The 18,434-nt window shown below is 67.0% G+C and carries 19 protein-coding genes; 13 read left to right on the top strand and 6 right to left on the bottom strand.

The window, feature by feature from the left end:
- Positions 1-2: 2 nt before the first annotated feature.
- Together speB and AC1ZV1_RS00380 are read right to left on the bottom strand one after the other, a co-directional pair.
- The gene (gene speB / locus AC1ZV1_RS00385) at positions 3-959 is read right to left on the bottom strand and encodes an agmatinase (protein ID WP_484295037.1); all 957 of its coding nucleotides are present in this window, start codon (positions 957-959) and stop codon (positions 3-5) included.
- A gap of 25 nt (positions 960-984) precedes the next feature.
- Positions 985-2,370, bottom strand: a complete 1,386-nt coding sequence (locus AC1ZV1_RS00380) for a sodium:solute symporter family protein (RefSeq protein WP_484295036.1) — start codon at positions 2,368-2,370, stop codon at positions 985-987.
- A 261-nt stretch (positions 2,371-2,631) separates the two neighbouring features.
- On the opposite strand from AC1ZV1_RS00380, the gene AC1ZV1_RS00375 reads away from it, so the two are divergent.
- Positions 2,632-2,859 (top strand): CopG family ribbon-helix-helix protein, encoded by a 228-nt coding sequence (locus AC1ZV1_RS00375; RefSeq protein ID WP_045213580.1) that lies wholly within the window; start codon positions 2,632-2,634, stop codon positions 2,857-2,859.
- Positions 2,856-3,137, top strand: coding sequence for a type II toxin-antitoxin system RelE/ParE family toxin (locus tag AC1ZV1_RS00370; RefSeq protein ID WP_484295035.1), 282 nt, complete (start codon positions 2,856-2,858; stop codon positions 3,135-3,137). Before AC1ZV1_RS00375 ends, AC1ZV1_RS00370 begins: the two co-directional genes overlap by 4 nt.
- 243 nt (positions 3,138-3,380) lie before the next feature.
- Here the strand turns inward: AC1ZV1_RS00370 and AC1ZV1_RS00365 are convergent, their stop codons facing one another.
- The gene (locus AC1ZV1_RS00365; protein WP_484295034.1) at positions 3,381-3,668 is read right to left on the bottom strand and encodes a DUF2218 domain-containing protein; all 288 of its coding nucleotides are present in this window, start codon (positions 3,666-3,668) and stop codon (positions 3,381-3,383) included.
- Between the two features lie 97 nt (positions 3,669-3,765).
- Between AC1ZV1_RS00365 and AC1ZV1_RS00360 the strand changes: the two genes are divergently transcribed.
- Positions 3,766-4,683 carry a LysR family transcriptional regulator gene (locus AC1ZV1_RS00360; RefSeq protein WP_484295033.1) on the top strand — a complete coding sequence of 306 codons (918 nt, stop codon included), beginning with the start codon at positions 3,766-3,768 and terminating at the stop codon, positions 4,681-4,683.
- 43 nt (positions 4,684-4,726) lie between these two features.
- Positions 4,727-5,182 carry a GNAT family N-acetyltransferase gene (locus AC1ZV1_RS00355; RefSeq protein WP_484295032.1) on the top strand — a complete coding sequence of 152 codons (456 nt, stop codon included), beginning with the start codon at positions 4,727-4,729 and terminating at the stop codon, positions 5,180-5,182.
- 1 nt (position 5,183) lies between these two features.
- Here AC1ZV1_RS00355 and AC1ZV1_RS00350 read toward each other — a convergent pair whose 3' ends face one another.
- Entirely contained in the window at positions 5,184-6,134 is a 951-nt protein-coding gene (locus AC1ZV1_RS00350) for an alpha/beta fold hydrolase (RefSeq protein WP_484295031.1), read from the bottom strand.
- Between the two features lie 166 nt (positions 6,135-6,300).
- Here AC1ZV1_RS00350 and AC1ZV1_RS00345 point away from each other — a divergent pair, with 166 nt between their 5' ends.
- From AC1ZV1_RS00345 to AC1ZV1_RS00330, 4 genes are all read left to right on the top strand, one after another.
- The gene (locus tag AC1ZV1_RS00345) at positions 6,301-6,591 is read left to right on the top strand and encodes a hypothetical protein (protein WP_484295030.1); all 291 of its coding nucleotides are present in this window, start codon (positions 6,301-6,303) and stop codon (positions 6,589-6,591) included.
- 110 nt (positions 6,592-6,701) lie between these two features.
- Positions 6,702-8,795 (top strand): 3-hydroxyacyl-CoA dehydrogenase NAD-binding domain-containing protein, encoded by a 2,094-nt coding sequence (locus AC1ZV1_RS00340; RefSeq protein ID WP_484295029.1) that lies wholly within the window; start codon positions 6,702-6,704, stop codon positions 8,793-8,795.
- Positions 8,796-8,804: 9 nt separating this feature from the next.
- Positions 8,805-9,995, top strand: coding sequence for an acyl-CoA dehydrogenase family protein (locus tag AC1ZV1_RS00335; protein ID WP_484295028.1), 1,191 nt, complete (start codon positions 8,805-8,807; stop codon positions 9,993-9,995).
- A gap of 10 nt (positions 9,996-10,005) precedes the next feature.
- Complete coding sequence (locus AC1ZV1_RS00330; RefSeq protein WP_484295027.1) at positions 10,006-11,136, top strand: acyl-CoA dehydrogenase family protein; 1,131 nt, start codon at positions 10,006-10,008, stop codon at positions 11,134-11,136.
- A gap of 500 nt (positions 11,137-11,636) precedes the next feature.
- Here the strand turns inward: AC1ZV1_RS00330 and AC1ZV1_RS00325 are convergent, their stop codons facing one another.
- Positions 11,637-12,422, bottom strand: coding sequence for an IclR family transcriptional regulator (locus AC1ZV1_RS00325; RefSeq protein ID WP_484295026.1), 786 nt, complete (start codon positions 12,420-12,422; stop codon positions 11,637-11,639).
- 210 nt (positions 12,423-12,632) lie between these two features.
- Here AC1ZV1_RS00325 and AC1ZV1_RS00320 point away from each other — a divergent pair, with 210 nt between their 5' ends.
- Together AC1ZV1_RS00320 and AC1ZV1_RS00315 are read left to right on the top strand one after the other, a co-directional pair.
- Positions 12,633-14,264: an AMP-binding protein gene (locus AC1ZV1_RS00320; protein ID WP_484295025.1), complete on the top strand. Its 1,632-nt coding sequence runs from the start codon at positions 12,633-12,635 to the stop codon at positions 14,262-14,264.
- 47 nt (positions 14,265-14,311) lie between these two features.
- Positions 14,312-15,835, top strand: coding sequence for a 3-hydroxyacyl-CoA dehydrogenase (locus AC1ZV1_RS00315; RefSeq protein ID WP_484297677.1), 1,524 nt, complete (start codon positions 14,312-14,314; stop codon positions 15,833-15,835).
- A gap of 51 nt (positions 15,836-15,886) precedes the next feature.
- Here the strand turns inward: AC1ZV1_RS00315 and AC1ZV1_RS00310 are convergent, their stop codons facing one another.
- The gene (locus AC1ZV1_RS00310; RefSeq protein WP_484295024.1) at positions 15,887-16,978 is read right to left on the bottom strand and encodes an aminopeptidase; all 1,092 of its coding nucleotides are present in this window, start codon (positions 16,976-16,978) and stop codon (positions 15,887-15,889) included.
- Between the two features lie 64 nt (positions 16,979-17,042).
- Here AC1ZV1_RS00310 and AC1ZV1_RS00305 point away from each other — a divergent pair, with 64 nt between their 5' ends.
- From AC1ZV1_RS00305 to AC1ZV1_RS00295, 3 genes are all read left to right on the top strand, one after another.
- Positions 17,043-17,459: a PA0061/PA0062 family lipoprotein gene (locus AC1ZV1_RS00305; RefSeq protein ID WP_484295023.1), complete on the top strand. Its 417-nt coding sequence runs from the start codon at positions 17,043-17,045 to the stop codon at positions 17,457-17,459.
- A 43-nt stretch (positions 17,460-17,502) separates the two neighbouring features.
- Positions 17,503-17,943 (top strand): PA0061/PA0062 family lipoprotein, encoded by a 441-nt coding sequence (locus AC1ZV1_RS00300; RefSeq protein WP_484295022.1) that lies wholly within the window; start codon positions 17,503-17,505, stop codon positions 17,941-17,943.
- 109 nt (positions 17,944-18,052) lie between these two features.
- Positions 18,053-18,415, top strand: a complete 363-nt coding sequence (locus AC1ZV1_RS00295; RefSeq protein ID WP_484295021.1) for a hypothetical protein — start codon at positions 18,053-18,055, stop codon at positions 18,413-18,415.
- Positions 18,416-18,434 lie beyond the last annotated feature (19 nt).

Here is an 18,434-nt window from a genome sequence, read left to right as displayed (position 1 = left end):
GGTCAACGGCGTGCGGCGACCGAATCGGCCAGCACGCAGAGCAGCTCGAACATCATGGTGGCGCCCACCAATGCGGTCGCCCCACCCTGGTCGAATGGCGGCGAAACCTCCACCACGTCGGCGCCGATCAGGTTCAGGCCCTGCAAGCCGCGGATCATGTGCTGCGCCTCCAGGGTGGTCATGCCGCCGATCTCCGGCGTGCCGGTGCCGGGCGCGTAGGCGGGGTCCAGCACATCGACGTCGAAGGTGACGTAGGTCGGCCCCTGCCCGACCACCCGACGCACTTCGGCCAGCGTAGCGGCGACGCCCAGGTCGGCGAACTCCTCCATGTGGATCACGCGGATGCCTTGCTCAAGGGCGAAGGCTTCGTCGTCGGCGTCATAGATCGAGCCGCGAATCCCGATCTGCACCGTGCGCTTCGGGTCCAGCAGGCCCTCCTCGATGGCGCGGCGGAACGGCGTGCCATGGGTGTACGGGTTGTCGCCGAAGTAGCGGTCATTGGTGTCGGAGTGGGCATCGAAATGCACCATGCCGACGGGCCGCTCGGCCGCCAGCGCGCGGAAGATCGGCAGGGTCACCAGATGATCGCCACCCACCGACAGCGGGATGGTGCCGGCCGCATGGATACGCCGGTAGAAACCCTCGATCTGCTTGAGCGAATCCAGCAGGTCGATGGGGTTCACCGGGGCATCGCCGATATCGCCGATCCGCAGCAGGTCATAGGGCGCGATGTGGCTGACGTGGTGCACCTTGCGCATCAGGCTCGACTGGTTGCGCACCTCGCGCGGGCCGTGTCGCGCGCCGGCGCGGTTGGTGGTGCCGCCGTCCCAGGGCACGCCGAGCAGGGCAATGTCCACCTGTGCCGGGTCCTCGAAGATCGGCAGGCGCATGAAGCTGGGGATGCCGGCGAAGCGCGGTACCTGCGCGGCGTCCAGGGGTTGCGGGAAGTCATGGGGCATCGGAAGTCTCCTGTCGGATTTCGGTTCAGTCGGCCTGCGCCTGCAGGCGGGCGGCGGGCGCACCCGCAAGGCTGACCACCACGAAGGTGACCAGGCTGGCCAGCAGGCCGTAGGCGATGGGGGTATTGGCGAGCACGCCGTCGATGGCCATGAAGGCGACCACCACCAGGCTGCCGACGACGATGCTCGCCATCGCGCCGCGGGCGGAGGCACGGCGCCACAGCAGGGCGCCGAGGATCGGCACCAGCAGGCCGCCGACGAGCAGGTTGTAGGCAATGCTCAGGGCACCGATGACGTCGTTCACCAGGCACGCCAGGGCCAGCATCACCACGCCCATCGTCAGGGTGAACAGGCGGCTTTCACGCAGACCATTGGGCGCGCCTGGTCGCAGGAAGCGCGCGTAGATGTCCTCCTGGAACACCGTGGCTGCCGCCAGCAGGCAGCCCGAGGCGGTGGACATGATGGCCGACAGCGCCGCCGCGACCACCAGCCCGCGCAGGCCGGGCTGGAGCACCTGGCGGGTCACTTCGGCGTAGGCGTTCTCCGGCACCGCCAGGTTGGGCAGCAGCACGTGGGCGGCGGCGCCGATCAGTGCACAGGCGAGGCCGTAGAGCATGCAGTAGACGCCCGCGCCGAGGCCCGCATAGCGCACCACCTTCTCGCTGCGCGCGGTGAACACGCGCTGCCAGATATCCTGGCCGATCAGCGCGCCGAAGAAGTACAGCAGGAAGTAGGTGAGGATGGTGTCCAGGCCGATATGGCCGAGGTCGAAGAACCCCGCCGGCAGCACTTCCTGCATGCGCGACAGGCCGCCCGCCTCGTGGATCGACAGGGGCAGCAGCACCGCGAAAATGCCGAGGGTCTTGATCACGAACTGGATGATGTCGGTGAGGGTCAGTGACCACATGCCGCCGATCACCGAATAGACGATGACGATGCCACCGCCGCAGAGGATCGCCGGGATGCGCGGGATCTCGAAAACCACCTCGGTCACCGAACCGATAGCGATGGTCGCGGTGACTGCCACCATCAGGTCGTAGGCGACCATCACGATGCCGCCGATCAGCCGCGAGGACGCCTGGTAGCGCTGCTCGAGGATCTGCGTGACGGTGTAGATCTTCAGCCTCGCGATCTGCCGCGAGAACACCAGGCTGAGGACGATGATCCCCAGGCCCAGCATGAACACCAGCCACAGGCCGGACAGCCCGTAGAGATAGCCCAGCTTCACCGTGCCGATGGTGGACGCGCCACCGAGCACCACCGCCGCCATGGTGCCCAGGTAGAGCCCCGGGCCAAGGCGGCGCCCGGCGACGAGGAAGTCGTTCTGGTTGCGCGCCTTGCGCATTCCGTACCAGCCCAGCGCAAGCATGCCCAGGGCGTAGACCAGCATGATCAGGTAATCGAGCAGCATCGCGGGGGGCTCCTGTTGTTGTTGTGTGGGAATCAGGCCTTCGCCCCGCCAGCCTGATGTCCCTTGCCCCGCCGGCAAATCCCCGAAGCCGGAAGCCAACTTTCGTTACCGCGAAAGTGCCGCTCCTGCCCGCATCCACTGGCCTTCAGGCGCGCTTCCAGGCGTCCGTCGCGAAAAAATCTCCCCTCCCAAGTGCTTGATTCGTATACGTATGTTATCGTTGTAAACACTGTATACAGCGTAAACGGAGCTGTTCAAAAAGTGACCACCGTTGTCTCGTTCCGCGCCGATGACGCCCTCGTGGCGGCGCTGGACCAGCTGGCCCGCGCCACCCACCGGGACCGCCCGTATCACCTGCGGCAAGCCCTCGCGCAGTACCTGGAGCGCCAGAGCTGGCACGTGGCGGCCATCGATGAAGGGGTGGCGGACGCTGATGCCGGCCACCTGCTGGAGCACGCGGCCATCGAAGCCAAGTGGGGCCTGGCATGAGCCTGCAATGGACGCATAAGGCCGCGGCCGATCTGGACGCCATCTACGACCACTACGTCGTGCTGATTGGCCCGGAGAAAGCGCTGCGCGCCATCCAGGACATCGTCGAGCAGGTGAGCCCGCTGGCGAACCTGGAGCACAGCAGCAGTGGCGCGCCCAGCGAGGTGCCCGGCGTCCGCGAATTACTGGTCGAGCGCTGGCCGTACCAGGCCGCTTTCCGAGTAAAGGGGCGTTCTGTACAGATTTTGCGCATCGATCGTGTGGATAACTCGGGGTAAAAGTGGCCACACGGTTACAAGATGTTTCAAAGTATTGACTTTGTGATTTGGTTAAAAAGCAATCAAATGCACAAAGCTAAACATATTGGTCTATTTATCGACCTGGCTTTAATTAATGGATTTTCGGTGACCGGCAACATCAGTCATGGTCACAAATCCTCAGCGACGCCTGGCTTTTTCCAGGCAACAAAAAACCCGGCCAAGGCCGGGTTTTTCCGTTTTTGCGCTTTTCCGCCAGCGCTATCAGGCCGCTTGCCAGTTCACCGGCAGTTGGCCTTCTTTCCAGGCGAAGCGGTCGAGATGGCTGACCACCACGTTCTGCAGGCGCTCGAGACCTTCCACATCAGCGGACTCGGCGTCCATCAGCAGCGCGTCGGGGGTCGCGTGCAGCCGGCAGGTGCCGAATTCGAAAGGCAGCACCCCGTGGTCCTCAGTCAGCTCGACTGGCAACTTGTGGGCGAAGTGGTTGCACAGGCGCTTGAGGTAGCGCGCGGCATCGGGGGTAGGGACGGTGGCACGGCTCGAAGGCATCTTTTCTCTTCTCCATTTTGGGAGATGACATCCTAGGCGCCGGCAATCAAGGGAAAAACCCGCTATTTTGCCTTTCACTCTTTAGCGGAGCTTCACAATGGACAATCTTCGCGGCATGGCGGTGTTCGCCACCGTGGTCGCGCGCGGCTCCATGGCCGCGGCGGCCGAAGCGCTGGGCATGACGCCCTCGGCGGTCAGCCAGCAGATCCGCAAACTCGAAGCCCATGCCCAGGTCACGCTGCTGCACCGCACCACCCGCAAGCTGACGCTGACCGAGGCGGGCGAAGCCTTCTATCGCAGCTGTGCGCAAATGCTCGCCATCGCCGAGGAGGCCGAGCAACGCCTGGGCGAATGGCGCGAGGCGCCGGTGGGTGAACTGCGCCTCGCCGCGCCGGTGGGCTTCTCCGGCAAGCTGATCACCGAGGCGTTGCGCCCGCTGCTCGAGAATCATCGCCAGCTGCGCCTGCAGCTGTTCTTCCATGACGAACAGATCGACCTGATCGAGCAGCGCATCGACCTCGCCATCCGCGTCGGCAGCCTGTCCGATTCCAGCCTGGTCGCGCGGCACCTGGCGGAGTGGAACAACGTCATCTGCGCCGCGCCGGCCTACCTGCGCCGCATGCCGGCCATCGATCATCCACAGCAACTGCAGGGCGTGGACTGGCTCTCGCTGAACACCGCGGCACACCAGGCTTACCTGAACTTCAGCGGACCGGGCGGGGAGAGCTGCAAGCTGCGGCTCGAGGCGCGCGTCGCCGCCAACAGCATGATCGCCCTGCGCCAGTTCACCCTCGACGGCCTCGGCGTTTCCGCCCAGCCCGAGCCGGAAGTCCGCGAGGCGCTGGAGGAGGGCAGGCTGGTGCGCCTGTTACCGGAATGGACGCTGCCGCCATTCGGCATCTATGCCGTCACGCCGCGCCGCGACGCCCAGCCGGCCAAGGTAAAAGTGGCCATCGAGGCGCTGCGCCGGCACCTGGGCGGCTCCGCCACGCTGCGTTTCCACGCGCCGGTCTGAGGCGCGCTACCATGGCCGTCCTGATGATTGGAGTGAACACGACATGGCCCTGACCTGGACCTGCAAGCACCACCGCGACCTGACCAAGGAAGAGCTCTACGCCATCCTGCAACTGCGCACCGACGTCTTCGTGGTGGAACAGAAGTGCCCGTACCAGGAAGTCGATGGTCTGGATCTGATTGGCGACACCTGCCACCTGATGACAGAGGAGGCAGGCCAGCTGATCGGCTACCTGCGCCTGCTCGACCCGGAGCACCACGACGGCGACGTGGTGATCGGCCGCGTGGTCATCGCCCCGCAGGGTCGCGGCACCGGCCTTGGCCACCAGCTCATGGAACAGGCGCTGCAGGCCATCGCCCAGCGCTGGCCGGGGCTGCCGGTGTACCTCTCGGCCCAGGCGCACCTGCAGGGCTACTACGGACGCTACGGCTTCACGCCGGTGACAGAGGTCTACCTGGAAGACGACATCCCGCACATCGGCATGCGCCGCGAGGGCTGAGTCAGGCCGGGTAGTGCCGACGGAGGAAGTCCCCCAGCAGCGCATTGACCCGCTCCGGTTGCTGGTTCTGGATCCAGTGGCCGCAATTCTCCAGCACATGCTGTTCGAGGTTGGGCACGTGCTCGGGCATGCGCTGCAGGGTGTAGGCCTCGAAACGCCCGACCGGGTCGCGGTCGCCGATCAGGAACAGCGTCGATTGCTCGACCTTGCGCCCGGCCAGCGGCTCGGTGCGTTGCCAGCTGCGCTCGAAGTTGCGGTACCAGTTCAGCGCACCCTGGAAGCCCCGGCCTTCGAAGGTCCGCACGTACCACTGGAAGTCCTCTTCGCTGCACCAGTCCGGGTGCGTCGTCGGCGGCGGCAGGCCGTCGAACAGGCGGCCGTCCGGGGACTGATCCGGCGCCAGTCGCACGTTGTCGCACAGGAAGTGGCGCAGGCTCAGCGCGATGTCCGCATCCAGCTCGGCCTCGGCGCGGCCGGGCTGCTGGAAGTAGAGGATGTAGAAGAACTTGCCGGCGAACACCTCGCGCATGATCTCCACCGGCGGGCGCTTCGCACGGCCGGCGAAGGGCACCGAGAGCGTCACCAGGACTTCCACGCGCTGCGGCTCCAGCAACGCCAGGTGCCACGCCACCGGCGCGCCCCAGTCATGCCCGACCATCGCCACGCGCTCGTGCCCCAGTGCATCCATGGCGCCTTGGATGTCCGCGCACAGCGTCAGCACGTCGTAGGTGTCCACCTCCGGCGGCGCGCTGGTCTGGCCGTAGCCACGCATTTCCGGAACGAACACGCGGTAGCCGGAAGCGGCGAGGGCGCGCATCTGGTGCTGCCAGGAATGCCAGCACTCGGGGAAGCCGTGCAGCATCCACACCGGTTTGCCGTCGGCCGGCCCACAGCTATAGAGGCTGAGCTGGATGCCATTGACCGCCAGCACGTGGTGTTCGAACTCGTTCATGGCGCGTACTCCCGCAGAGGCTGAGCTTCACTATGCCAAGGCCGGCGTGCCAGCCGAACCTTATTCACCAGGCGAATGAAGGGCTCTTTCCAGCCGGCCAAGCAGCGCTGGAAAACAGCGGATAATGCCCGACGCCACTACCGGCCCCACGCCAGGAAGGAATCCCATGAGACATCAGCCCACTGCCCAGCTCTGCCCGGAACTCGACGCCATCCTGCGGGCCGAACTGCGCGCCGGCAACCACCTCGGCGAAGGACCGGTGCGCACCGACTGGCCACAGCCCGGCTCGATCTACGCCGCCCTGCGCGACAGCCTGAAAACGCGCAAACCGGGCGAATCCGGTCCCGTGCGCCACTCGATCTGCAGCGACCCGCACTACGGCTGGAACGACGAATGCTACTGCGAGCTGCATGGAGACCTGCTGGTCGCCGGCAGCACGCAACCTCCCGGCCGCTGATCCCCCCTGTAGGAGCACCTTCCTGCCCCTACTCGACAGAAGAAAAACGACATCGTATTCTGCACAGCGAAACAACATTCCGTTAAAACAACGCCAAAACGGAGCTCAGCATGTCAGAAGCGGTACAGCTCGAACGCCGGGGCGAGATCGCCCTGGTCACGGTCGACAACCCACCGGTGAATGCCCTCGGACAGTCCGTCCGCGCCGGGCTGCTCGCCGCCTTCCAGCAGGCCGAGGCCGATCCGCAGGTACGTGCGGTGGTGCTGGTCTGCGCTGGGCGCACCTTCATGGCCGGCGCCGATATCCGCGAGTTCGGCAAGCCGCCACAGGCTCCATCCCTGCCCGACGTAGTGGATATCCTTGAAGGCGCCAGCAAGCCCAGTATCGCCGTGATCCACGGAACCGCCCTGGGCGGCGGCCTGGAAGTCGCCCTGGCCTGCCACTACCGCATCGCCCGCCGAGACGCCCAGGTCGGCCTGCCGGAAGTGAAGCTCGGCCTGCTGCCGGGCGCCGGCGGCACCCAGCGCCTGCCGCGCCTGGCAGGTGTGGAGAAGGCCCTGGACATGATCGTCTCCGGCACGCCGATTCGCGCGCCGGAAGCCTTGGCATTCAACGTCGTCGACGAGCTGTTCGACGGCGATCTGATCGACGCCGGCCTCGCCTTCGCCCAGCGCCTGCTGGCGGACGGCAAAGGGCCGCGCCGCACTGGCGAGCGCAACGAGCGTGTGCATGAAAGTGGCCTCGCCGAACTGATTGCCCACAAGCGTGGCGAGGTGCAGAAGCGCCTGCCCGGCCAGTTCTCCCCGCAGCGCTGCATCGACGCGGTGGAAGCCGCGACACAGCTGCCGCTGCGCGAAGGCCTGGTGCGCGAGCGCGAGCTGTTCATGCAGTGCATGGAGTCGCCGCAACGGGCCGCCCTGATCCACGCCTTCTTCGCCGAGCGCGACGCTGCGCGGGTGGAAGGGCTGGCCGCCGATATACAACCACGGGACATCCGCCGCGCGGCCGTCATCGGTGGCGGCACCATGGGCGTCGGCATCGTGCTCTGCTTCGCCAATGCCGGCATCCCGGTACAACTGCTGGAAGTGAACGAAGATGCCCTGCAACGCGGCCTCGACCGCGCCCGCAGCCTGTACGCCGCCAGCGTGGCGCGCGGCAGCCTGAGCGCCGAGGACTTGGATCGGCGCATGGGCCTGATCAGCGGCGTGCTCGACTACGCCGCGCTGGGCGATGCCGACGTGGTGGTCGAAGCGGTGTTCGAAAGCGTCGACGTGAAGCGCCAGGTCTTCGAACAGCTGGACGCCCACTGCAAGCCCGGTGCGATCCTCGCCAGCAACACCTCGTCGCTGGATCTCGATGAAATCGCCGCCTTTACCCGGCGTCCGCAGGACGTGGTCGGCCTGCACTTCTTCAGCCCGGCCAACGTCATGCGCCTGCTCGAAGTGGTGCGCGGCAAAGCCACCTCGGACGCCGTGCTGGCCACCGCCATGCAACTGGGCAAGCGCCTGAAGAAGGTCTCGGTGGTGGTCGGCGTGTGCGACGGTTTCGTCGGCAACCGCATGATCTTCCAGTACGGTCGCCAGGCCGAATTCCTCCTGGAGGAAGGCGCCACCCCCGCGCAGGTGGACGGTGCGCTGCGTGCCTTCGGCATGGCCATGGGACCGCTGGCGGTGCGCGACCTCTCCGGCCTCGACATCAGTCACGCGATCCGCTCGCGCCAGCGACCGAACCTGAAACCCGGCCAGACGCTGCCCACGGTGCTCGATCACCTGATCGCCGCCGGCATGCTCGGGCAGAAGACCGGCACCGGCTTCTACCACTACGGAGAAGGCGGTCGCGGCGCGCAGGACAACCCGGCGCTACCGGCCATGCTGGAACAGGCCGCCGCCGACCGCGGCATCACCCGCGCGCCAGTAGAGGATGACGAGATCGTCGAACGCTGCCTCTATGCGCTGATCAACGAGGCCGCCAACATCCTCGACGAGGGCATCGCCCAGCGCGCCAGCGACATCGATGTGATCTTCCTCAACGGCTACGGCTTCCCCGCCTGGCGCGGCGGCCCGCTGTTCCATGCCGACAGCGTCGGCCTCGACCGCGTACTCGAACGAATTCGCGAGTTCCACCAGCGCCTTGGCGCGTGGTGGCAACCCGCACCGCTGCTCGAACGCCTGGTGGCCGAAAGCCGCCGCTTCGCTGACCTCTGAGGACCCGCCATGGACATCCACTTCACCCCCGACGAACTGGCGTTCCGCGATGAAGTTCGCCACTTCCTCGACACCCAGCTGCCCAAGGACATCGCCACCAAGGTGCGTCTGGGCAAACACCTGAACAAGGGCGACCACCAGCGCTGGCAGCGCGTGCTCGCCGAGCAGGGCTGGTACGCCACGCACTGGCCGGAGGCGTTCGGCGGCACCGGCTGGAACGCCGTGCAGAAGCATATCTTCGAAGAGGAGTGCGCCGCCTTCGGCGCGCCGCGCACCATCCCATTCGGCGTCAACATGGTCGCCCCGGTGATCATCAAGTTCGGCACGCCCGAGCAGCAGGCGCACTACCTGCCGCGTATTCTCGACGGGACCGACTGGTGGTGCCAGGGCTACTCCGAGCCGGGCGCCGGCTCCGACCTCGCGTCGCTGAAAACCCGCGCCGTGCGCGATGGCGACCACTACGTAGTGAACGGCCAGAAGACCTGGACAACTCTTGGCCAGCACGCCGACTGGATCTTCTGCCTGGTGCGCACCGACCCCGAGGCACAACAGCAGCGCGGTATCAGCTTCCTGCTGATCGACATGAAAAGTCCCGGCATCACCGTACGCCCGATCATCACCCTGGATGGCGAGCACGAGGTCAACGAGGTGTTCTTCGACAACGTGCGCGTGCCGGTCGGGAACCTGGTAGGCCGCGAGAACGAAGGCTGGACCTGCGCCAAGTACCTGCTGACCTACGAGCGCACCGGGCTGGCCGGCATCGGCGCGTCGAAGGCGGTGCTCGCCCACTTGAAGCAGGTCGCCAGTCGCGAGTTGTGCGACGGCACACCGATGCTCGACGACGTGCTGTTCCGCGCCCAGGTCGCGGAGGTGGAAATGCAGCTGATGGCCATCGAAATGAGCACCTTGCGCATCCTCGCCGCCGCCCGCGAAGGCGGCGTGCCCGGCGCAGAGAGTTCGATCCTGAAAGTGAAGGGCACGGAGATCCGCCAGGCGATCAGCCACCTGCTGCGCAAGGTGCTGGGCCCCTACGCGCTGCCCTTCATCGAGGACGAATTCGAGCTGGGCAGCGAGGCGCTGCACGCGGACTACTCGGCCGCGCCGGCCAGCCAGTATTTCAACCTGCGCAAGCTGTCGATCTTCGGCGGCTCCAACGAAATCCAGAAGAACATCGTCTCCAAGATGATTCTCGAGCTGTGAGGCCAGGACCATGGACTTCAAATTGAGCGAAGAGCAGCAGATGCTGCAGGACACCGCGGCCCGCCTGGTCCGCGACGCCTACCCGTTCGACAAGCGCGACGGTTTCAGCAAGAGCGAACTGGGCTACAGCGCCGACTTCTGGCGCCAGCTCGGCGAGCTGGGGCTGACGTCGGTATCGCTCCCGGAAAGCCACGGGGGCTTCGGTGGCGGCGTGGAAAGCATGCTGGTGCTCACCGAGCTGGGCCGTGGCCTGTGCCTGGAGCCCTACCTGCAATCGGTGGTGCACGGCGGCGGGCTGATTGCCCAGCTGGGCAGCGACGCGCAGAGAGACCAGTGGCTGCCACGCATCGCCAGCGGCGACGCGCAGTTGGCGGTCGCACTGGAAGAACCGCAGAGCCACTACCAGCTGCACGATGTGCAGACCCGCGCGGAGCAGGCCGGCAATAGCTGGAAGCTGAGCGGCCGCAAGGCAGTGGTGATCGGCGGACAGAGCGCCACGGCGATCCTGGTCTCGGCGCGGGTGTCCGGCAATGCGCGGGACGAGGCGGGCATCGGCCTGTTCCTCATCGATCCGCAGCAACCCGGCGTGAGCCGCCGCGACTACCCGACCGTAGACGGCCAGCGCGCCTGCGAGCTGTTCCTCGACAGCGCCATCGGCGAGGCTATCGGCACACCCGGCGAGGCACTCTCGGCGCTGCGCTACCAACAGGGCCGTGCCATCGCCGCGCAGTGCGCCGAAGCCCTCGGCAGCCTGCAGGAAGCCTGCACGCTGACCCTGGACTACCTGAAGACGCGCAAGCAGTTCGGCATCCCGATCGGCAAGTTCCAGGTGCTGCAGCACCGCATGGTGGATATGCGCAGCGAGCTGGAACAGGCCACCAGCATGGCCATCCTCGCCGCCTGCGTCGCCGACCAGCCCGACAGTGCCGAGCGCAGCCGCACCCTGGCCGCCGCCAAGTTCATCGTCACCCGCGCGGCGCGCTACGTGGCCGAGCAGGCGATCCAGCTGCACGGCGGCATCGGCATGACCTGGGAATACGTCCTGGCACACCACGCCAAGCGCCTGGTGATGCTCAGCCACCAGCTGGGCGATGACGATCATCACCTGAAGGTGTATGCGGGCCTCATGGACATTGCATGACGCGGGCCAGCCCTTGTAGGAGCGAGGGGGACGCCTGGTTCTTGCTTACGCACCGCCCAGTATCGGAGCTGCCGGCAAGTCTGTTCGCGAGCAAGCTCGCTCCTACAGGAGAAGCTTGCCCGGCGATCCGATTCAGGCTCTGGCTTCTGCTCTCGAAGACGTCCAGAGAAACACCCACACACTCCGAGCCGCCCCTTTCAGGAGGCCTCGTTGCAGCGGAGTTTCAGGGGTTGCGCGACATGGATGTCGCGAGAGCCACGATGGGCCAGGGATGGCCCGTCGTGGCGTGCCCCTGAAACTGCGCTTCAACGAGGGTATTTTTCGCCTCAAGCGAAAAACCGGATGGAGGGGCAAGCCTTCTTGGTTACTTCTTCGGCGCTTGGAAGAAGTGACTCGCCGAGAGGCGAAATAAAATGTGCCAGCGTACGCCGAAGCGGCGCAGAACACCCAAACGAAAAGCATCGCGGAGAAGCTTCGCTCCTACGAACGCTCGGAATACATCAGGCCCCGAGACTCTCGATATCCCGCGCGAGGATTTCCAGCTCGTGCGCCAGCGAGCCGCGCAGCGTCTCTTCGCTGAGCTGGAACGACGGCGCCCCGCAGGTCAGCGCCATCAGCCCGCCGTCAGCCAGGCGCAGCGGTACGCCGGCAGCGCGTACATTGCGGTCCCAATCGCCGAGCGACAGGCAGAAGCCGTGCTGGCGGTATTCCTCGAAAGACGCCTCCAGCGAGGCGCGCATGACCGACCAATCGCCTTCGTGACGCTCCTGCAAGGCCGACAGCAGGTGCTCGCGCTCCTGCTCCGGGGTCGCGGCGAGGTACGCGCGGCCTGCGGCGGTGGTCGCCAGCGGCAGGCGCACGCCGGCGTCCATGCGCAGGGAGGTGGCGTCCGGCGGACGGCAATTTTCCACGTAGATCATCGACAGCCAGTCGCGGCAGGTCAGGCCGACCGTGGTGTTGGTGCGACGGGCGAAGGCATCCATGTACGGCTTGGCCAGCTGGCGCACGCGCAGGTTCGAGACGTAGGCGTACCCCAGCGCCAGCACGCCGGAATCGAGCTGGTACTTCTCGTGCTGCTGCGAATAGCAGAGGTAGCCGAGCTGGGTCAGGGTGTAGGTCATGCGCGACACCGTCGCCTTGGGCAGGCCGGTGATCCGCGAGATTTCCTGGTTGCCGAGCACCACCGAGCCATGGGTGAAGGCGCGCAGCACGTCCAGTCCGCGGGCCAGCGCCTCGACGTACTTGCGGTCCTTGGGGTTGCTGCTGTCTTCGACGTCGTCGCTCATGGGGCCTCGGTGGGGGATGTTCTGGGCGGCGCCACGCGCGGCGCGGGCGAACGATAGCAGATAGCCCCGTCGCCCCGCAGCGGTCCGCGTGTGCTCATTGCACGCCGCAAGCCTATCGCATACCATCGATTTCGACACATTGTTTCGCTGTGCAGAACAACAATTCGAAGCCAGAGCCGATTCAGGCTCGGAAAAGCAACGGAGACGTCGATGTCCGCTCAACCGACCGGTCACGTGGCCCGCGAGATCACCCGTCACGGCTACCAGAACCTCCACGACCTGCTGCGCGATGCCTGTCGCGAATTCCCCGAGCGCCTCGCGTTCTCCTGCGGCGACAGCCACCTCAGCTTCGCCGAGCTGGAGCGCCAGGCCGATGCCTTCGCCCGCTACCTGCGCCACCGGGCCGGCCTGCAGCCCGGCGAGCGCCTCGCACTGATGCTGCCCAACTCCCTGCAATACCCCATCGCAACCTTTGGCGCGCTGAAGGCCGGCGTCGTGCTGGTGAACACCAACCCGCAGTACACCGCCAGCGAACTGCGTCACCAGTTGGCCGACTCCGGCGCCAGCGCCGTGCTGCTGCTCGACCGCCTGCTGCCGCTGCTGCGTGGCGTGCAGGGGGACACCCAGGTGCGCCAGGTGCTGCTGACCTCGATCCATGATATCGAGCAGCCGCAGTTCGACACCAGCGAGGCGGACTGCACGCGCTTCCAGCAGGCCCTGCGCCTGGGTGCCGAGGCACCACCGGTGGACGCCGAGTCGGGGCTGGATCGCCTCGCGCTGCTGCAATACACCGGCGGCACCACCGGCGTCTCCAAGGGCGCGATGCTCAGCCACCGCTGCCTGATCGCCAACGTCATCCAGACCCTGGAACTGTTCCTGCGCCCCGGCTTGCTGGAGCCGGCCACCGACGTGCGCATCGCGCCACTGCCGCTCTACCACATCATGGCCTTCGCCACGAACTGCCTGTCCTCGGTCGGCATGGGCCTGCACACCGTGTTCATCCGCGACGGCCGCAACCTCGACGAGATCATCGGCGCGATGCGCCGCTATCCCTTCACCCTGATGAGCGGGATCAACACCCTCTTCGTCGGCCTGATGAACCACCCGGATTTCCCCGCCATCGACTTCAGCCACCTGAAGTGGGTGACCTCCGGCGGCGCGCCGCTGAACCGCGAGGTCGGCCGGCGCTGGGAAGCCCTGACCGGCTCACCGGTGCGTGAAGGATTCGGGTTGACCGAGGCCTCGCCGGTGGTCTCCACCGGCACCCTGCAGAGCCCGTACCGCGAGGGCTACGTCGGCCAGGCGCTGGTGGATACCGAGCTGCGCACCGTGGACGAGGCGGGCAACGACACCGGCCCCGACCAGCCCGGCGAGCTGTGGCTGCGCGGCCCGCAGGTGATGCAGGGCTACTGGCAGCGCCCGGAGGAAAGCGCCCAGGTGCTGACCGCCGATGGCTGGCTGAAGACCGGCGATATCGCCGAGCTGGACGCCGACGGCATGCTGAAGATCGTCGACCGCAAGAAGGACATGATCCTGGTCTCCGGGTTCAACGTATTCCCCAACGAAGTGGAAGACGCGGTGATGCGCCACCCCGGCGTGCGCGAGTGCGTGGCCATCGGCGTGCCGGACGAGCGCAAGGGCGAGTCGGTGAAGCTCTTCGTCAGCCTCAGGGACGAGACGCTGGCGCCGGCGCAGATCATCGCCCACTGCCGCGAGCACCTCACCGGCTACAAGGTGCCGAGCGTCGTCGAGGTGCTCGACGAGTTGCCCAAGACCAGTGTCGGCAAGCTGCTGCGCCGGCAGTTGCGCGAGCTGGAACTGGCCAAAAGGACCACCGCGTGAGCACAACGTCTATGGTTGAAGCAGGTGTGCACGACGAGACCCGCAGCATGACCGAGTCCTTCCACCGTATCGGCGTGATTGGCGCCGGGGCCATGGGCCGCGGCATCGCCCAGCTGTTCGCCAGCGCCGGCCTGCCGGTACGGCTGTACGACAGCAACGCGCAGACCGTTGAGCAGGCCCTGGCCTTCAACCGCGACCTGATGGAGCGGTCGGTGGCCAAGGGCAAGCTCGCCCCGGACGCGCTCGACGCCACCCTGCGGCGCCTGCTGCCGACCCACAGCCTCGACGAGCTGGCCGACTGCGACCTGCTGATCGAAGCCATCGTCGAGGACCTCGGCGCCAAGCAGGCGTTGCTCGCCGAGCTGGAAAAACGCGTGGCGCCGGAGGCCGTGCTGGCAAGCAACACCTCGTCGCTGTCGGTCACCCGCATCGCCGCGCGCTGCCAGCACCCGGAGCGGGTCGCCGGCTTCCACTTCTTCAATCCGGTGACGCTGATGCGCATCGTCGAGGTGGTGCGCGGCCAGCGCACCAGCGAATCGGTGGTGCGCCGCCTGAGCCGGCTGGCGGAGCAGGCCGGACACTACGCGGCGGTGTCGCCGGACAGCCCCGGCTTCATCGTCAACCACGCCGGCCGCGCCTTCAGCACCGAAGCCCTGCGCATCCTCGGCGAAGGCATCGCCAGCCCGGCGCAGATCGACCGCATCCTGCGCGACGGCGTGGGCTTCCGCATGGGGCCGTTCGAGCTGCTCGACCTCACCGGCCTGGACGTCTCCCACGCAGTGATGGAGTCGCTTTACCAGCAGTTCTACCAGGACCCGCGCTACACCCCGTCGCCGCTGGCCGCGCAGCGCGTCGCCGGCGGCTTGCTGGGGCGCAAGAGCGGCGAGGGCTTCTACCGCTACCGCGACGGCCAGGCCATACACGATCCCGAAGAACAACCCGAAGCGATCCTGCTCAATCGCCCCTACTGGCTCGACAGCCAGGACCCGGAGCTGCGCCACCGCGTGGCGGCGATCCTCACCCTCGGCGGCGTGGTGCTGGAGACCGGCGAAGCGCCGTCGTCGCGCGCCATCTGCCTGGTCACCCCATTGGGCGTGGATGCCAGCACGCGCATCGACGCCCTCGGCCTGCCGCCAGAACGCAGCCTGGCGCTGGAGACCTTCACCGAACTGGACCGCCGTCGCGTGCTGATGCGTCAACCAGCGCTCGACCCGCAGCTCGAAGCCCAGGCGCGCCAGGCACTGGGCAGCGACGGCGTGCCGGTGGAAGTGATCAACGATTCGCCCGGTTTCATCTGCCAGCGTGTAGTGGCCGGCATCGTCAATCTAGGTGGCGAGATCGCCCAGCGTGGCATTGCCACCCCGGTGACGCTGGACCGCGCGGTGCAGTTGGCGCTGGGGTATCCCCTCGGCCCGCTGGCCTTCGGCGAGCACTACGGGGCGGCGCGCATCCTCACCATCCTCCAGGGCCTGCAGGCCTGCTACGGCGAGGCGCGCTACCGGCCCAGCCCCTGGCTGCGCCGCCGCGTGCAGCTGGACTTGCCGCTGCATAGCCCGGATCGGGCGGAGTGACGGTCTTCAACCTGTAGCAGCGCGCCGTGCAAGGGGACCACGGCGAAGGGCTCACCGGAAGCTGACGAATTCCCCCGCTTTCAACTTCTCCAGCGCCGCCTTGCGCGCCGCCGGCGGCATCGCCCCGAGCTTTTCCACCCGCGCATAGAACGCCGGCCAGTTGCCGCCGACCTGGGCGAACAGTGCGGCAAAGGCCGGTACCCACTGGTCGTAGAGGCCGAAGGGCAGCAGCTTGGCATTGTTCAGCGGGCCATTGACCCAGGCATCGAACGGCGCCTTGCCGCCCCAGTCTTCATCGCGCATCTGCGCGTAGTCACGGCGCAGGCGCTCGAACTCGGCCTGCTTGCCGGCGCGCTTCTCGGCGTCGCTGCGAGGACTGGCGTAGAGCGCCTGCAGCCGCTCGCGGGTATCGAGCACCAGCTGAGTAAAGCGCTTGCGTTGCTCGGCCAGCAGCGGCGACTCGTCCGGCAGGTGGCGCGCCTCGCGCCAGCGACGGCCGCCCTCGGCTTCGACGAAGGAGGCGTAGGACTCGTTGAAGGCGGTGTCGCCGGGCAGGTAGAACTTCTGGTGCGCCAGTTCGTGGAAGATCGTCTCGGCCAGGCGCTGGTCACCCCAGCGCAGCATGCTGCTGAGGATCGGGTCGTCGAACCAGCCGAGGGTCGAATAGGCCTCCACGCCGCCGATGTAGACATCCAGTCCCTGCGCCTTCAAGCGCCTGGCCTCCGCCTGCGCGCCCTTTTCGCCGTAGTAGCCGCGGTAGGCCACGCAGCCGGCAATGGGGAAGCAATGGGTCAACGGCTGCAGCGACAGTTCGGGCGTGGCGAAGACGTTCCACACCACATTGGGCCGGTGGATATCGCTGTACAGCCGATAGCTCTGGTTGTCCGGCAAGCCCAGCTCGGCGCTGGCGAAGGCGCGCGCCTCCTGGGACAGTTCCAGGCGCTGGCGCAACGCGGGATCGCGGGTCGGGTCGGCGACCACGTCGGCCACCGGTTCGCGGGCGGCGAGCAGGCGCAGCTGACCGTTGGCCAGCTGGCTGTAGTAACTCACCGTGGAACAACCGCTCAGCGCCCAGATGGCCAGGCAGGGAACCCAGCGGCACAGGCGGCGGTCGAGTGTCGGGATAAGAAGGCGGAAGGGCATGCGCGGAACATAGCACAGCGCCTGTTCCGCCCGCTGCCGACCCTTTCGACCAGGAGCCCCACCGATGCGCGCCCTTCTCATTCCTGCCGGCCTGCTCGCCCTGAGCGGCTGTTCGCTGCTGATGCCCCAGCCGGACCCGAACCGCGCCTGGGTCGACCTGGACACCAATAGCCAGAGCGATCTCGCGGCCACGGAAGTGGACAACAAGGAATGGTCCAGCACCCGTTACTTCGAGGTCGACCCGGGCTCCCACGAATTGCGTGTGCGCTTCCAGTTCCAGGTCGAGCCGGTGGATATCGGCCCGGTGGACGAGGCGCTCTGGCGCGACTGCGCGATGACCGTGCAATACAAGGACTTCAGCGCCGGCCAGCGCTACCGCCTGGAGACCGGCAGCATCGGCTTCCGCCCCTGGGCCAAGCTCTACGACGCGCAGGGCGGCGAGATCGCCCGCGGCCGCGAACGGGGCTGCGCCAAGGCCTGAGCGGGGTATGCTGTGGGATGAGCCCCTCCCACGGTGAACCTCCATGCGCCCGCGTTACCTCCCCGGCCTCCTTCCCCTGGGCTTCGCCCTGCTCGCCGGCTGCGCCAGCCCGCTGCCGGCCCACGATCCGCAGATGGCCTGGATCGACCTCTACACCACGCCGGGCAAGACCCTGATGGCCGAGCGCCTGGACGGCCAGTCGGTGAACGACGGCCGCTACTACCAGGTGACGCCGGGACGCCACGAGTTGGTGGTGCGCTTCCAGTACGAAGTCTCCAGCGGTGGCGGCATGGGCCAGATGACGGATCCCTCGGAGCTGACCTGCCGGGTCAAGGTCACCTACGACGAGTTCGCCGCCGGCCAGCGCTACCGCCTGGAGCTGCGCCCACAACTGCGCAGTGCGCTGGCGTTGCTGACCGACAGCAACGGCACGCTGGTGGCGAAGACGGATTTCCAGGGCGCGGTGCGCTGCGGGCCGTTTTGAGCCACAACCTGCAGAGGGTCGGAGCGCCAGCGCGTTCCTATAGTCAGTTCCTCCCGCGCAGCATTCTGTCGTACAGTTGCGCTCCCAGTGAGCGGAGCCTCACGAACACATGCACACGCTGCTCGATTTCAAGGAAGAAGCGCTGGCCGAGTACCTGAATTCGGCCCTGCGCCGGCACGGGCTGGACTCCTACGTCTTCAATGTCGGCGTGGCCCCTGACGGCAGCCCGCTGTTCTCCATCGCCTGCCCCAATGTGAGCGAGATGAATCAGGCGCGCTACCTGATCTACTCCAGCACGTACTTCATCCGCGACATCCACCCCGAGGCCGCCGAAGAGCTACGCAAGATCCGCTGGGAGGCTCGTCGCAAGGGCAGCCAGATGCTGCTCGGGCTGCTGACGTCCAAACCGGCGCTGGTGATCTCGGCGCTGGCGCTGAGCGCCGCCGCGGTGGGTTACCTGCTGGATCTTTAGTCGCGCGCAGGACGTGCTT

It is taken from the genome of Pseudomonas sp. BB438, assembly GCF_057180225.1.
This window is presented reverse-complemented; position numbering and strand designations above follow the sequence as displayed.

What these genes read in the sequence shown, in the direction of transcription:
- speB (WP_484295037.1), bottom strand. Translation starts at nt 959, where the DNA reads ATGCCCCATGACTTCCCGCAACCCCTGGACGCCGCGCAGGTACCGCGC.
- AC1ZV1_RS00380 (WP_484295036.1), bottom strand. Translation starts at nt 2,370, where the DNA reads ATGCTGCTCGATTACCTGATCATGCTGGTCTACGCCCTGGGCATGCTT.
- AC1ZV1_RS00370 (WP_484295035.1), top strand. Translation starts at nt 2,856, where the DNA reads ATGAGCCTGCAATGGACGCATAAGGCCGCGGCCGATCTGGACGCCATC.
- AC1ZV1_RS00365 (WP_484295034.1), bottom strand. Translation starts at nt 3,668, where the DNA reads ATGCCTTCGAGCCGTGCCACCGTCCCTACCCCCGATGCCGCGCGCTAC.
- AC1ZV1_RS00360 (WP_484295033.1), top strand. Translation starts at nt 3,766, where the DNA reads ATGGACAATCTTCGCGGCATGGCGGTGTTCGCCACCGTGGTCGCGCGC.
- AC1ZV1_RS00355 (WP_484295032.1), top strand. Translation starts at nt 4,727, where the DNA reads ATGGCCCTGACCTGGACCTGCAAGCACCACCGCGACCTGACCAAGGAA.
- AC1ZV1_RS00350 (WP_484295031.1), bottom strand. Translation starts at nt 6,134, where the DNA reads ATGAACGAGTTCGAACACCACGTGCTGGCGGTCAATGGCATCCAGCTC.
- AC1ZV1_RS00345 (WP_484295030.1), top strand. Translation starts at nt 6,301, where the DNA reads ATGAGACATCAGCCCACTGCCCAGCTCTGCCCGGAACTCGACGCCATC.
- AC1ZV1_RS00340 (WP_484295029.1), top strand. Translation starts at nt 6,702, where the DNA reads ATGTCAGAAGCGGTACAGCTCGAACGCCGGGGCGAGATCGCCCTGGTC.
- AC1ZV1_RS00335 (WP_484295028.1), top strand. Translation starts at nt 8,805, where the DNA reads ATGGACATCCACTTCACCCCCGACGAACTGGCGTTCCGCGATGAAGTT.
- AC1ZV1_RS00330 (WP_484295027.1), top strand. Translation starts at nt 10,006, where the DNA reads ATGGACTTCAAATTGAGCGAAGAGCAGCAGATGCTGCAGGACACCGCG.
- AC1ZV1_RS00325 (WP_484295026.1), bottom strand. Translation starts at nt 12,422, where the DNA reads ATGAGCGACGACGTCGAAGACAGCAGCAACCCCAAGGACCGCAAGTAC.
- AC1ZV1_RS00320 (WP_484295025.1), top strand. Translation starts at nt 12,633, where the DNA reads ATGTCCGCTCAACCGACCGGTCACGTGGCCCGCGAGATCACCCGTCAC.
- AC1ZV1_RS00315 (WP_484297677.1), top strand. Translation starts at nt 14,312, where the DNA reads ATGACCGAGTCCTTCCACCGTATCGGCGTGATTGGCGCCGGGGCCATG.
- AC1ZV1_RS00310 (WP_484295024.1), bottom strand. Translation starts at nt 16,978, where the DNA reads ATGCCCTTCCGCCTTCTTATCCCGACACTCGACCGCCGCCTGTGCCGC.
- AC1ZV1_RS00305 (WP_484295023.1), top strand. Translation starts at nt 17,043, where the DNA reads ATGCGCGCCCTTCTCATTCCTGCCGGCCTGCTCGCCCTGAGCGGCTGT.
- AC1ZV1_RS00300 (WP_484295022.1), top strand. Translation starts at nt 17,503, where the DNA reads ATGCGCCCGCGTTACCTCCCCGGCCTCCTTCCCCTGGGCTTCGCCCTG.
- AC1ZV1_RS00295 (WP_484295021.1), top strand. Translation starts at nt 18,053, where the DNA reads ATGCACACGCTGCTCGATTTCAAGGAAGAAGCGCTGGCCGAGTACCTG.